General features: G+C 44.1%; 13 protein-coding genes. 7 read left to right on the plus strand and 6 right to left on the minus strand.

Going from position 1 to position 13,769, the window contains the following annotated elements; translation table 11 throughout:
• Window positions 1–96: 96 nt before the first annotated feature.
• From IEV39_RS16280 to IEV39_RS16295, 4 genes are all read left to right on the plus strand, one after another.
• Window positions 97–1,122, plus strand: a complete 1,026-nt coding sequence (locus tag IEV39_RS16280; protein WP_005281460.1) for a flavin reductase family protein — start codon at window positions 97–99, stop codon at window positions 1,120–1,122.
• Between the two features lie 33 nt (window positions 1,123–1,155).
• Complete coding sequence (locus IEV39_RS16285; protein WP_171067866.1) at window positions 1,156–2,298, plus strand: fatty acid desaturase family protein; 1,143 nt, start codon at window positions 1,156–1,158, stop codon at window positions 2,296–2,298.
• A 97-nt stretch (window positions 2,299–2,395) separates the two neighbouring features.
• Window positions 2,396–3,112: a ribonuclease PH gene (gene rph / locus IEV39_RS16290; protein ID WP_005228254.1), complete on the plus strand. Its 717-nt coding sequence runs from the start codon at window positions 2,396–2,398 to the stop codon at window positions 3,110–3,112.
• A 315-nt stretch (window positions 3,113–3,427) separates the two neighbouring features.
• Window positions 3,428–5,608: a phosphocholine-specific phospholipase C gene (locus tag IEV39_RS16295; RefSeq protein WP_005281454.1), complete on the plus strand. Its 2,181-nt coding sequence runs from the start codon at window positions 3,428–3,430 to the stop codon at window positions 5,606–5,608.
• A gap of 62 nt (window positions 5,609–5,670) precedes the next feature.
• Here the strand turns inward: IEV39_RS16295 and IEV39_RS16300 are convergent, their stop codons facing one another.
• The gene (locus IEV39_RS16300; protein ID WP_005281450.1) at window positions 5,671–5,910 is read right to left on the minus strand and encodes a hypothetical protein; all 240 of its coding nucleotides are present in this window, start codon (window positions 5,908–5,910) and stop codon (window positions 5,671–5,673) included.
• A 189-nt stretch (window positions 5,911–6,099) separates the two neighbouring features.
• On the opposite strand from IEV39_RS16300, the gene IEV39_RS16305 reads away from it, so the two are divergent.
• Window positions 6,100–6,288 (plus strand): ABZJ_00068 family colistin stress protein, encoded by a 189-nt coding sequence (locus IEV39_RS16305; RefSeq protein ID WP_004773394.1) that lies wholly within the window; start codon window positions 6,100–6,102, stop codon window positions 6,286–6,288.
• Here the strand turns inward: IEV39_RS16305 and nadC are convergent.
• Window positions 6,285–7,130, minus strand: coding sequence for a carboxylating nicotinate-nucleotide diphosphorylase (nadC, locus tag IEV39_RS16310; RefSeq protein WP_005281447.1), 846 nt, complete (start codon window positions 7,128–7,130; stop codon window positions 6,285–6,287). The genes IEV39_RS16305 and nadC overlap by 4 nt on opposite strands.
• A 145-nt stretch (window positions 7,131–7,275) precedes the next feature.
• On the opposite strand from nadC, the gene ampD reads away from it, so the two are divergent.
• Together ampD and murJ are read left to right on the plus strand one after the other, a co-directional pair.
• Window positions 7,276–7,869: a 1,6-anhydro-N-acetylmuramyl-L-alanine amidase AmpD gene (gene ampD / locus IEV39_RS16315; protein WP_005281445.1), complete on the plus strand. Its 594-nt coding sequence runs from the start codon at window positions 7,276–7,278 to the stop codon at window positions 7,867–7,869.
• Between the two features lie 62 nt (window positions 7,870–7,931).
• Entirely contained in the window at window positions 7,932–9,482 is a 1,551-nt protein-coding gene (gene murJ, locus IEV39_RS16320) for a murein biosynthesis integral membrane protein MurJ (RefSeq protein WP_171062237.1), read from the plus strand.
• Between the two features lie 42 nt (window positions 9,483–9,524).
• On the opposite strand, the gene bamJ (IEV39_RS16325) is transcribed toward murJ, so the two are convergent.
• The 4 genes from bamJ (IEV39_RS16325) to IEV39_RS16340 form a co-directional block, all read right to left on the minus strand.
• Entirely contained in the window at window positions 9,525–10,208 is a 684-nt protein-coding gene (bamJ, locus tag IEV39_RS16325; protein WP_005281440.1) for a BamJ family beta-barrel-assembly machinery protein, read from the minus strand.
• Between the two features lie 47 nt (window positions 10,209–10,255).
• Window positions 10,256–10,963 carry a BamJ family beta-barrel-assembly machinery protein gene (gene bamJ / locus IEV39_RS16330; protein WP_005281438.1) on the minus strand — a complete coding sequence of 236 codons (708 nt, stop codon included), beginning with the start codon at window positions 10,961–10,963 and terminating at the stop codon, window positions 10,256–10,258.
• 176 nt (window positions 10,964–11,139) lie between these two features.
• The gene (locus tag IEV39_RS16335; protein ID WP_005281435.1) at window positions 11,140–13,323 is read right to left on the minus strand and encodes a polysaccharide biosynthesis tyrosine autokinase; all 2,184 of its coding nucleotides are present in this window, start codon (window positions 13,321–13,323) and stop codon (window positions 11,140–11,142) included.
• A gap of 17 nt (window positions 13,324–13,340) precedes the next feature.
• Window positions 13,341–13,769, minus strand: a complete 429-nt coding sequence (locus tag IEV39_RS16340; RefSeq protein ID WP_005281431.1) for a low molecular weight protein-tyrosine-phosphatase — start codon at window positions 13,767–13,769, stop codon at window positions 13,341–13,343.

The following is a 13,769-nucleotide window of genomic DNA, read 5'->3' on the forward strand; positions in this document are numbered from 1 at the left end:
TGACTCAGTGAACACAAATAAATATAGTGTACACATGTTCACTATATGAACATTTGTTCACTCAAAATAAATAGCCAGATACAAAACGAGGAACGTATGAACGCAGAGTTAAGTTATCAGCCACATTGGATTCGAGAAGATTTCGTTGATTTTATCTTGCAAAAGATCAAACCAACCTTCGCCTGGAAACGCATTCTTGCGCAAGTCACTGCTGTGCAGCCGCTGAGCGAAGATATGGTCTCCCTCAGCTTAAAGCCCAATCATCATTTTGATGTTCGCCAGGTGAAAGCCGGCCAAAGCATTTTAATTACCCTGATGATTAACGGGGTCTATCAGCAACGTAGTTATTCGATTATTGAGGTCACGCCGCAAGGCGAAATCCGTCTAGGCATTAAAGTGCAAGGTGTGGTGTCTAAAGCAGCACAACAATTACGTGTTGGAGACAGTTTCGAGATCTCTCAGCCACAAGGTGATTTCGTCTTACATCAAGATCAGCAGCCTGCATTACTGATTGCTTCAGGTTCAGGTATTACCGCGATTTATGCTTTATTAAAACAAGCGTTGCAACAGCAGCTTGAACACGTGCATGTGCTGTATTTTAACCGTGCTGAAGTATTGCATCAGGACATCTTGGCCTTGGCTGAGCAATATCCACAGTTACACTATCATTTCTTTAATACGGCACAGCAAAAACAGCATTTAGATGCGGCATTGTTAGAAAAGTTAGTCCCGAATTTTAAACAGATGCAAGCCTATGCCTGTGGTCACCACAGCATGATGAAACAGGCGCAACAGATTTATACCGAGCATGCGGCAGCGGAAAACTTTCATCAAGAATTTTTCCAACCTGTACAAGTCGAGCACTCCAGTGAAGCACAACCGGTTAGCTTCCGTCGTGCACAACAGAATTTTATTGCAACGACCAATCTGCTGAGCAGTGCAGAGCAAGCGGGCTTACGACCACAACATGGTTGCCGCATGGGTGTGTGTAACCGTTGTAGCTGCACCAAAGTTAGCGGCGTGACCCAGAACCTGCTCACGGGTGAAATTGATGATCAACCGAATCGTCCAATCAAGTTATGTGTGAGCCAGGCACTGAGCCCAGTTACCATTGACCTATAAAAACAAAGATATTTGAGGATCAGCACAATGAATATGGCATTAGAATTTAAAAACGCATCCAAGTCAGCGCATTTAACCCCTGAACAGGTTGAAGAGTTTGGTCGCCGTGTCGAGCAAATCCGGCTGGAAGTGATGCAAAACCTTGGTGAGCAGGATTCAAAATATATTTATAAAGTGCGTAATTTCGTGCGTTATACCGAAATCGCATCGCGTGGCATGCTGATGTTTGGTGGCTGGATTCCACCGGTCTGGTTACTGGGAACCGCCATGTTGGGTGTGTCTAAGATCGTCGAGAATATGGAGCTGGGCCATAATGTGATGCATGGTCAGTTTGACTGGCTCAATGATCCAAGTTTACGTGGTGAAGATTACGACTGGGACAATACCTGTTCAGGCAATGACTGGCGCTATACCCATAACTATATGCACCATACCTATACCAATATTGTCGGTAAAGATCATGATGTGGGTTATGGCATTTTACGTGTCACTGAAGACCAGAAATGGGAAGTACGTCATTTGGCCAATATTCCGTTGGCCTTACAGTTGATGTTCTTTTTCCAGTGGTATGTAGGGGTACAAAACCTGCATCTGGAAGATGCACTGGTGTATAAAACCAAAACCTGGAAACAGGTTTGGGCAGATGCGGCGGAGTTCCGTAAAAAAGCCAGACGCCAGGTGCTGAAAGATTATGTGTTCTTCCCGGCCATTGCCACAGTGAATTTTCTTCCCGTGCTGGCGGGTAATGCCGTCGCCAATATTATCCGTAACCTGTGGTCATCAGCAGTGATTTTTAATGGTCACTTTACTGAAGATGCCGAGACCTTCGAAGCGGACAATACCGAGAACGAGACCAAGGCACAGTGGTACCTGCGCCAGATTCGTGGCTCGAGTAATTTCACCGGCGGGAAGTGGATGCACTTCATGAGTGGTAATTTGAGCCATCAGATCGAGCATCATTTATTTCCGGATATGCCTGCCAATCGTTATGAACAGGTGGCACCACAAATCAGGGCCTTATGTGCCGAATATGGCGTGAATTATAACGAAGCCAATTTTATGAAGCAGTTCTGGACCGTGTGGGTGCGTTTGGCCAAATGTTCATTGCCAAATGACTTCTCTGCGCAACTGGCACAAGGTTGGAGCAACCTCAAGTCAAAGTTTAAGTTTGCTTAATTGGGTGAATTGTAACGAATAAGTAAAACTGAAAGCACGTGTAATTGAGCTATACTATGGCGCAATGATATTTGAGCCATAGTTTTAAGGAATCGTTATGCGTATTGACCAAAGAGCATTAGACCAATTACGTGAGGTAAAAATTACCCGTAACTATACCCGTTACGCAGAAGGCTCAGTTTTGGTTGAGTTTGGTCATACTAAAGTGTTGTGTACGGCGAGTATTGATAACTCGGTACCACGCTTCCTGAAAGGTCAGGGTCAAGGCTGGGTAACTGCTGAATATGGCATGTTGCCACGCTCAACCCATACCCGTAGTGATCGTGAAGCGGCGCGTGGTAAACAAACCGGTCGTACTCAGGAAATCCAGCGTCTGATTGGCCGTAGTTTACGTGCCATGGTGGACTTGAAGAAGTTGGGTGAGAACACCATTACCATCGACTGTGATGTAATTCAGGCCGATGGCGGTACCCGTACTGCAGCTATTACGGGTGCAGCAGTGGCTTTGGTAGATGCCATGAATGTATTGCTCAGCAACAAGAAAATTAAACAGGACCCATTAAAAGGTCTGGTGGCAGCAATTTCAGTGGGCATGTATCAGGACGAAGTCCTCCTTGATCTATGCTACGAAGAAGATTCAAATTGCCAAACCGATTTGAATGTGGTGATGACACAGGCGGGTGAATTTATTGAAATTCAGGGCACGGCAGAAGACAAGCCGTTTACTCGCCAGCAGTGCAATGCCATGTTAGAGCTTGCAGAAAAAGGAATCATGGAGTTGATTCAGAAGCAACAGCAGGCACTCGGTTGGTAAGTTCCAGTTGATAGTGCGGGCGGTCTGGTATGTTTAGACCGCCTTTTTTTTATCTGTTTTTTGTCATCAAACTGCGATCAAATCATCATCGAACTGTCATTTAGATTGTATTGACTATCTGCACTGATATTGAACGGATCGTCAAATGCGAAATTTCTTTTTAGCCTTATTTGCTGGGAGCTGCCTGTTACTCAGTGCCTGTAACGATAGCGATAGTGGCGATAACAATAATGCTCAACCAGAGCCGAAGCCACCTACCTCAAGCTGCAAGATGCATTGCGCCCCTTAAAGAATAACAATAAGGAAATGGATAAAATGAATCGTCGTGACTTTTTATTAAATTCGACTAAGGCACTATTTGGGACTGCAGCGCTGACCAGTTTTCCAATGAGTATTCAAAAAGCACTGGCGATTGATGCCAAGGTCGAAACCGGCACCATCAAAGATGTGAAACACGTGGTGATCCTGACTCAGGAAAATCGCTCTTTTGATAATTATTTTGGCACCTTGAAAGGGGTACGTGGATTCGGTGACCGTTTCACCATTCCTTTAAGTGAAGGTCGTAAAGTCTGGGAACAGTACGATGCCAAAAAGAACAAGGTCTATCCGTATCACCTGGACAGCAGTCGCGGTAATGCGCAGCGGGTCAGTGGCACACCGCATTCATGGACCGATGGTCAATATGCCTGGGATCATGGCCGGATGGGGAAATGGGTGCAATACAAGCAACCACAATCGATGGGCTATTACAAACAACAGGAAGTGGAGTTCCAGTTTGCCTTAGCCAATGCGTTTACCTTGTGTGATGCATATCACTGCGCCATGCACACCGGAACCAACTCTAACCGTATGTTTATCTGGACGGGAACCAATGGTCCAACCGGGGCCAATGTTGCCAGCGTGGTCAATGATCTGGACTCGATTGGGTCATCTCTCACCGGTTATGACTGGACCACTTATCCTGAACGCCTACAGCAAGCAGACGTCAGCTGGAAAGTCTATCAAAACATGCCGGATAACTTTACCGATAACCCCTTGGCAGGTTTTAAAAAGTACCGCCGTGCCAATGAATTATCAGGTAAACCGGTGAATAACAGTACCATTTGCCCAGCTTATGACCCAGCCATTGATGCCAGACAACCCTTGTATAAAGGAATTGCCAATACCATGCCAGATGGCGGTTTCCTTGGTTCATTTAAAGAGGATATTGCCAAAGGGCAGTTACCGCAGGTGAGCTGGCTGGTGGCTCCTGCAACCTATAGTGAACATCCGGGTCCTTCAAGCCCTGTACAAGGTGCCTGGTATATTCAGGAAGTCCTCAATGCGCTCACAGAGCATCCGGAACTCTGGAGCCAGACAGTTTTCCTGATTAACTTCGATGAAAATGATGGCTTCTTTGACCATGTACCTTCACCAAGTGCACCTTCGATGGATATATCAGGTGAAGTCTATGGCAAATCGACCTTAAGTAAGGAACAAATGTCCTATGAGTATGCAACACATGCCAAGGCATCCAGTGGCCAACCGAATTTTACCAATCCAGAGGTCAGTAATGGGGTCGGGGTCTATGGGCCAGGAATCCGTGTGCCGATGTATATCATTTCACCGTGGAGCCGTGGCGGCTGGGTCAACTCACAGGTGTTTGACCACTCCTCCGTAATTCGTTTCCTGGAACAGTGCTTTGGGGTACAAGAGCCGAATATCAGTCCTTATCGTCGTGCCGTATGTGGTGATCTAACCTCGGCCTTTAACTTTAAGACTCCGAATTTACTGCCAATGCCAGATCTGGCAGGTAAGAAGAGTAAAGCCGATGCGGATGCAATTCGCAAAGCACAGGAGCAATTAGCGCAAGTCAGCCGCCCAGACAGCCAGACTTATCCTGTTCAGGAACTGGGTATCCGACCATCGCGTGCCTTGCCATATATTTTGCACACCAGTGCCAAAGTGGATAGCAGCGCGAAAACAGTCAAACTAATGTTCTCTAATACTGGGACACATGCAGCCGTATTTCATGTCTATGATAAATTGAATCTGGATGCGATACCGCGCCGTTATATGGTGGAGGCGGGCAAGCAACTGGATGATATTTGGCTGAGCAAGGACAATCAGTATGATTTGTGGGTATTGGGACCCAATGGTTTTCATCGTAGCTTCGGCGGTGACTTGACACAGCTCGCACAAATTCAGACATTGCCAGAAATCCGGGTTTGTATGGAGGAGTGTGATCCCAAACTGTTCCTGAAAGTACGTAATGATGCGGGGCAGACTGCAAAATTGCTGGTCAAAGCCAATGCCTATTTGCCGAATAAGACTTGGCACATTGAAACGGCTGCGGCTGAACAGGAACTGAGCTGGGATATGAGCGAGTTCGGCGGCTGGTATGATTTTACCGTCACCATTGAAAATGATCCGAGCTATCGCCGTCGCTTTGCTGGGCGTATTGAAACCAATGAAGACTCGATTTCTGATCCGTATATGGGCTTTATGGAGTTATAAATTATTGGATGAGATCAGAAAAAGCAGTCTAAGTGAGCACTTGGGCTGCTTTTTAGATTCGATTAGCGTAATAAAAAGTAAAGACAGAGTGCGATCAGCAGCAACACACTAAGAAAACCCGCTACACATACTTCAGTACTGTCAAAATCCACCCGCTGCCCGCAACGATAACAGCGGACGACCGCATAACCGATACTACGGATCAATCCTTCAAACAGAATCTCAAAGATCACATTCATAAATACAAAGCGGAACAACTTAAACAGTAACTGGAATAAAGCCTCAAATATGCTGTCCATCATTATTATTTTAATCAGTCATGGTGCTGAGCATTGTCGGCTTACACAGCCAGAAAGGAAAGCAGACATAAAGCCAGCATGGTCAACACAACATTACCGAGAGTTTACATGCCTGTAACACAGCCCACTGATTTGACTCATTTAAATTTGCTAGATTGAGGCAAATTGAAACAAACACATTGAAGGGAAAGCATGTTACAGGTATTTTTGGTGTTACTCACCGCAGTAACTTTTGTTTTAATGGCGGCAGATCCACGACCAACTGATTCGACCGAAGCCAAATCAGCGTGGCAAGTTGAAACAACTGAAGTTTCTAAGAAAACAGAACTTTTAGCTTCACAAAAGCATGAGTCTCAAGACAAAGAGACAGATCAGGCTTAAGCGTTAAAACGCATGGATAAATCAACCGCTCTTACATCTTTGGTCAATACACCCATTGAGATGTAGTCGACCCCTGTGGTCGCCACTTCACGTAAATTTTCGATGGTAATATTGCCCGATGCTTCTAGCTTACAGCGACCTGCAACATGTCTAACCGCATCAATCATTTGTTGCTGACTAAAGTTATCCAGCATTACGATATCAGCACCAGCTTCAAGTGCCTGATTTAATTCATCCCAAGTTTCAACTTCAACTTCGACAGGTTTTCCTGGCGCGATTTGGTGTGCTTTGGTGATGGCTTGGGCAATACCGCCAGCAGCCATAATATGATTTTCTTTAATCAGGAAAGCGTCAAATAAACCTAAGCGGTGATTTTGACCACCACCGATTGCTACGGCATATTTTTGTGCGATACGCAGGCCTGGCAATGTTTTACGGGTATCCAGCAGTTTGGTATGTAAACCATCGAGCTGTTTAACGTAATTTGCAGTTTTAGTCGCAACCGCAGACATGGTCTGGATAAAGTTTAAAGCTGGACGTTCTACTGTGAGTAAGCTGCGCGCTGAACCAGCAAGTTTTAGGAACGCTTCATTTGCCGCAACAACGTCACCTTCTTGCTTTAACCAAGTCACTTGCACGCTGTTGTCATAGGCTTGAATCAAGGCATTCACCCAAGGCTGACCAGCCAAGACCATCTCTTCACGGCTAATAATGGTCGCAGTGGCCTGCTCATCGACTGGTGTAAGCATGGCGGTAATATCGCCATCCCCAATATCTTCCTGTAATGCTTGTTGAATATTGATTTGAATAGATTGTTCAAGCAAAGATTGAGGAATACTCATACCAGTTCCAGTGTATGTTTGACTAAAAAACGTGTGTCATATATTAACATCCTCCCTGTAAAAAATAAGTATTTCATCTCGATTATTCTGGAGAAAGCATGGCAGAATGATACCTATACAGATTAAATTGCTGATTCGAGTCACAATGCAACACGCTAGATTTGCTCAAGTACAAGAGGGTGTATTGGTGGGGGCGACCCAGATTGCCTCGCCTAATTTTAATGCACGGCCTGCCGGAACCGATATTCAACTGATCGTTATTCACAATATCAGTTTGCCACCTTCCCAGTTTGGTGGGGGCTATATTCAGCAATTTTTTCAGAACCAGCTGGACTGGTCGCTCCATCCTTATTTTCAGACTATTCAAGGAATGCAGGTCTCGGCACACCTGCTGATTTTGCGCACAGGTGAAGTGATTCAGTTTGTGAACTTTAATGAGCGTTCCTGGCATGCAGGTCGTTCAAGCTATCTTGCGCAGAAAGAATGTAATGATTATTCGATCGGGATCGAACTGGAGGGGAGTGATGATTTACCCTTTGAGCCCGAACAATACCAGTCTCTGGTTGAAGTGGTCAGCACCTTACAGCAGGCTTACCCAAAAATTCAGAATCATCTTGCAGGGCATTCTGACATTGCACCCAAACGTAAAACCGATCCAGGTGAATATTTTGATTGGCCATTGTTCCGGAATTTGCTTGCTCAACACAAGTTAGCCGAAAAAACATCGATAGATTTATAATTTCACAACGAAATCCATCAGGACTTTCATTACAATAACGCTTTTTAAAAGATAAGCCGTAGGTGAGTGCAATGGCATTGTGGCGATCGACTGTAATTGTCAGTGCAATGACAATGTTATCCCGGGTGTTGGGGTTGGTACGTGATGTGGTACTGCTCAATGTATTTGGTGCGGGTAAGGACTTCGATACCTTCGTTGTTGCCTTTCGTATTCCCAACTTTTTTAGGCGCTTATTCGCAGAAGGGGCTTTTTCTCAAGCCTTTATTCCGGTTTTAACTGAATATAAAACCAGCCGCGCTCATGCTGAAGTGCAGATTCTCATTAGTCGGGTATTTGGCTGTTTGCTCACGGCCATGTCCTTACTGACCTTTGTGGCGATGGTGGCTGCACCTGCAATTATTTATCTCTATGCGCCGGGTTTCCATAACGATCCAGAGAAGTTTGAGCTTGCGGTCGATATGTTCCGCCTGACCATTCCTTATCTGATGTTTATGTCCTTGACGGCCTTTGCCAGCAGTATTCTCAACAGTTATGGTTCTTTTGCTTCACCTGCATTTTCTCCGGTCTTGCTCAATGTGGCAATGATTGCTGGGGCGTGGTGGTTGACGCCGTATATGGCTGAGCCGATTATGGCATTGGGTTGGGCGGTGGTTGCCGCAGGGGTTCTGCAACTAGCAATTCAGATTCCGGAATTATGGAAAAAGAATCTGTTGATTCCACCTAAAGTGGATTTCAAACACGAAGGTGTGGATCGCATCCTAAAGCTGATGTTACCTGCTTTATTTGGTGTATCGGTCACCCAGATTAACCTGTTGCTGAATACCATTTGGGCTTCCTTTATGCAGGACGGTTCGGTCTCATGGTTATACAGTGCCGAGCGGATGACCGAGTTACCCTTGGGACTGATTGGTGTCGCGATTGGTACCGTGATTTTACCGTCATTGTCTGCGCGCCATGCTGAACAGGATCAAACTAAATTTAGAAGTATGATTGATTGGGCCGCCAAGGTAATTATGCTGGTGGGAATCCCTGCCAGTATTGCCTTATTTATGCTGTCGACACCGATCATTCAAGCGCTATTCCAACGTGGTGAATTCACTTGGGAAGACACCAAGATGACCGCTCTGGCACTGCAATGTATGAGTGCAGGGGTGATCTCGTTTATGCTGATCAAAGTGTTTGCCCCAGGCTTCTATGCGCAGCAAGATACCAAGACGCCTGTTCGGGTGGGTTTAATGGCGGTTGCTGCCAATGCCATTCTTAACGTGGTGTTTATTGGCTTCTTTAAGCTGATCGACTGGCAGGCAGAACATATGGCTTTGGCTTTAGCCTCTTCTGGCTCTGCTTTGGTGAATGCGGGCATGCTGTATTTCTATCTGCATAAACGTAATATCTTCCGTTTTGGCGCGCATTGGAAAAAACTGGCGTTTCAATATGCAGTGGCCAATATCGCGATGATTGCGGCATTGTGGTATGGCTTAACTTGGTATCAGGGAGAAGTCTCACAATGGCTGCGTATTGCAGAAGTGATCGGTTTATGCGTAGTGGGGGTAGTTGCTTACCTCATTGGTCTGCTGGTGACAGGATTTAGACCGAGACATTTAAAGGCATAGGTCATTTGAAAAATTAAACCCTCCAACATGGAGGGTTTTTTATTATTTCACTTCCAGTAATTCAATATCAAAAATTAGAGTACTGTTCGGCCCGATCGCATCACCTGAACCGACGTCGCCATAAGCAAGATTAGCTGGAATAAAGAAGCGACTCTTACCACCTTCTTTCATGGTTTGCACACCTTCCGTCCAGCCTGCAATCACTTGGTTCAGTTTGAACTCTACAGGATGATTACGGGCGATCGAACTGTCAAATACGGTACCATCCAGCAAACGGCCTTCATAATTCACTTTAACGGTAGAGGTGGCTTTGGGAGATTTCCCCTTACCAGCTTGGAGCACTTGATATTGTAAACCTGACTTGGTGGTTACGATATCGGCTTTTTTGCCGTTTTCCGCTAAAAACGCTTTGCCGGACTGATCATTTTTTTGGGCCTGTTCCTGAAACTCAACCAGTTGCTTGGCTTCCAGACGCTTTTTATATTGATTCAGCACATTGGCCATTTCTTCATCGGTTAAAGAGGCCGCTTTACCTTGCATGGCTTCCTGTAAGCCTTGTACAAAGGTCTCGATATTTAAATCTTTGAGTGTTTCGGCATTTCCTCGACCCATCAGATAGCCGTAGCTATAGCCAAGCTGATCTTTTTGTGGGCTCTTTGTTGAAATGGATGCTGCTTGAACCGTTCCGATGGTTGAGGCAATTAAAATCAGGCCTAATCTTTTCATTCTATCTTCCAAAAAATAAAGGAGGGCACCAGCCCTCCTTAAATCATTTATTTTACAGCGATTAACTCTACGTCAAATACCAATGGGCTATTTGGTGGAATTGAGCCAGGAACACCTTGCTCACCGTAACCGAGGTTGGCAGGAATATAAAGCGTTGCCTTACCGCCTTCTTTCATCAACTGTAAGCCTTCAGTCCAACCAGGAATAACCTGGTTCAGTGGGAATTCAATTGGCTCGCCACGGTCATAAGAGCTATCAAATACTTTACCGTCTGGAAGCTGACCTTTGTAGTGAACTTTCACGGTAGAGCTTGCAGTCGGTTGCTTGCCTGTACCTTCTTTGGTGATTTTATATTGCAGGCCAGAAGCGGTGGTTTTCACGCCTTCTTTCTTGGCATTTTCTGCCAGGAAGCTGCTATTGGTTGCTTCAACTTTTTTGCTTTCATCCATTTGCTTTTGTTGCAGCTGCTTCTGGAATTCTACATAGGCTGCCTGTAACTCTTCTTCTGTATATGCAGCAGGTTTTTGTGCATGGGCATCACGGAAACCTGTAATAAATGCGCTGGTTTCTAATTCTGGTGGTGTTTGCTTAGCCACTTCGTAGCCGAGTGCATAACTGATTTTTGCGACAGGTGCTGCATTTTTATCAGCTTTTGCCCCAAGTTCAGTCGCTGGGTGTTGAGTTGCATAATAGACAGGAACGAGTGCTGCACCGCCTAATACGGCTGCGACAACGAAAGGTAAAGCTTTACTCATGAGATGTCCCAAAGTGAGATTGGAATAAAAAATATGGCAATGATCTTAGCATGTCTAAGCTGAGGCATTGAATAATTAAGCGCAAAAATGCGTGGGTTTTTTATAAGATTTATGTGTTTAAGCATAAAAAACCAGATCACGGGATCTGGTTTTTTAACAATCAATTTAAAGTTTGCTTAGTCATCTTTATTGGCTTTATAAGCATAAGAATAGTTATAACCATAACCGTAACCCGCACTAGAACGTTGAATGTCATTCAGGATAAAGCCATTCACTTTCACATTGGCCTGTTCAAAACGGTTCAGGCTCAGTTCAAGTTCTTTCATTTGTGATTTGGCATAACGTGCAACCAGTAAATTCACACCCGCATATTGCGAAATAATAATACCATCGGTTACTGCCAGGATTGGTGGCGTATCAATAATGATATGGTCGTATTGCTGGCTCAACTGCTCCATCAAAGCTTTAAATTTTTCTGAACTCAACATTTCAGACGGATTCGCCGGATTTTTACCACGTGCAATCACATTAAGTCCAGCTACATCGGTTTGATGAATTACCTGGCTCAAGTCAGCTAAATTACTTAAATATTCTGAAAGGCCCGGTTTAACATCAAGATTAAAGTATTTATGCATATAGCCACGACGCATATCGGCATCAATTAGCAATACCTTTTTATTACTTTGAGCAAAAATGGTAGCCAAGTTAGTGGAAATAAAAGATTTTCCAACTTCGGGTGATGGCCCAGCAATCATGATGATATTATTTTTAGCATTCGCTAAAGCAAAGTGAATTGCGGTTCGGATACTACGTAAGCTTTCTACTGCAATATCGTCATTATGCTTGACTGCTAAAAGTGGGATCGATTTCTTTTTCTTCAAGATACTCATACGGGTTTCTTGAACAGGCGAACGCGGTACAGTCGCATACACGGGTAAATCGAAATCGTTTTCAATTTGTGCTGAATCTTTCACACCGGTACGTAACATATTACGCAATAAGGCAATCAGAGTTCCCAGGAATCCACCGAGGAAGATTGAGAGTATCAGGATCTGTAGCTTTTTCGGTTTAATTGGTTCTACTGGCTCTACTGCCGTATCCACGATCCGCACATTACCAATTTCACCTGCTTTAGCGATACGTAGTTGTTGATACGAATTTAAGAGGGCAGTGTAAAGCTGGGTTTTAACTTCTACTTCACGATACAGTTGTAAATATTGACGTTGAATATCTGGTAACTGTTTTAAGGTACTATTGAGTTCTGCTATCTGTTTATTTAATGAGCCAATTTGTGCATTGATTTCACGCATGGCTGGATGCTCAGCCGTATATTTGGCTGCCAGATCGGCCTGTTGCTGTTGTAGCTCAATCTTTTTAGTTTCTAAGGTGATACTCTGGGTTAAATACAGTTCAGACTCTTTAGTGACATCAACGGTATTATATTCTTGACGGAACTTGTTAAATTCTCGTTCTGCATCATCCAGTTGTTTTTTCAGATCCGGTAATTGTTCATCCAGGAATTTTAAGGTTTGTGCGGTTTCTGCAGAACGGCGTTCCACATTTTGTGCGCTATAAGCGGCTAAAATTGCATTCAAGACCTTAGTGATGTGTTCTTTATCTTGGCCTTGATAATTTAGTCCTAAAATTCCAGTCAATTTTCCTTTTTCTGCTACAGAATAGTTGGCATTAATCGCTTGCGTGGCGGCGGGTAGTGAACTCTTTTGTATAAAATAATGTGTATCAAAAGTATCTTTGCTAAAGATTGCAATCTTCCAGACACCATAGCGGGTACTAAGTTGATTGAGTTGATTCAGTGGTGCAGTTAAGATGACTTCATCAGTTTTAGGATCGGTTAAACTAAAATTTTGACCTTTAAAACTTAAGTTCAGTTTTTTATCCAGATAGTAATTAGGCACATCAAATTGACGGATATCAAAGGATTTCTGTTCATCATGAAAAGTAACTGCTTTGGGACCATATTCAGTCGCATAATCGGATTTGTTAAATAAACGATGCGAAAAAGTATCTTCTGGACTTGAAATATCAAGATTAAGATGGAGGGCTTCTATGACCGAACCTAGTACCAGACGTGACTTTAGAATTTCGATTTCAGATTGAGCAGGAGATTTTTGCTCAATCATTTGTGAGAGATCACCCAGTAAAGCCGCAGATGCACCTTTACTGTCTTCTACTTGGACTAAGGCATCGACTGAATATGTATCTGGTGTTGCACGTAAGTAAAGTAAAGCAAGCACCAAGCTTAGAATAATACACAGTGCAATGAGCTTCCATTGTGCGATCAGAGCAAAGAATAGCTCTTTCAGGTCAATTGTATCTTCAGTATTGGTATTTTGGCTCATAATCTTAATCTAAAAAGTTAAATATAATTTTTCCAGTCCGTAACGCACTGCTGAATCAACTGACAGGTATTATCAAAAAATGCTTGATCGTGTTGATACGGGTCAGGTACATTTTTATTTTGCCAGTGTCCCAAGCGAAACACTTTCCCTTTCGCAAACGGCCACATTTGCTCGATATGCTTTTGCTGGTTATGGCTCATCACTAAAATCAGATCTGCCTGTTTTAGCTGCTCTGCATTTAGTTTTTTGGCAATATGTGCGCCCATATCAATATTTAAACGTTGCATACATAATTGGGCTTTGTCATCGGCCGAATGCCCAATCAATCCAGAGATACCTGCAGATTCAATCTGCAGGTTAGGGTGTTGCTGTTTGAGTAGATATTCTGCCATGGGGCTACGACAGATATTGCCCACACAGACAACCAAAATGCTTTTAATCTCCAT

Source organism: Acinetobacter courvalinii, from assembly GCF_014635545.1.
Classification (GTDB): domain Bacteria; phylum Pseudomonadota; class Gammaproteobacteria; order Pseudomonadales; family Moraxellaceae; genus Acinetobacter; species Acinetobacter courvalinii.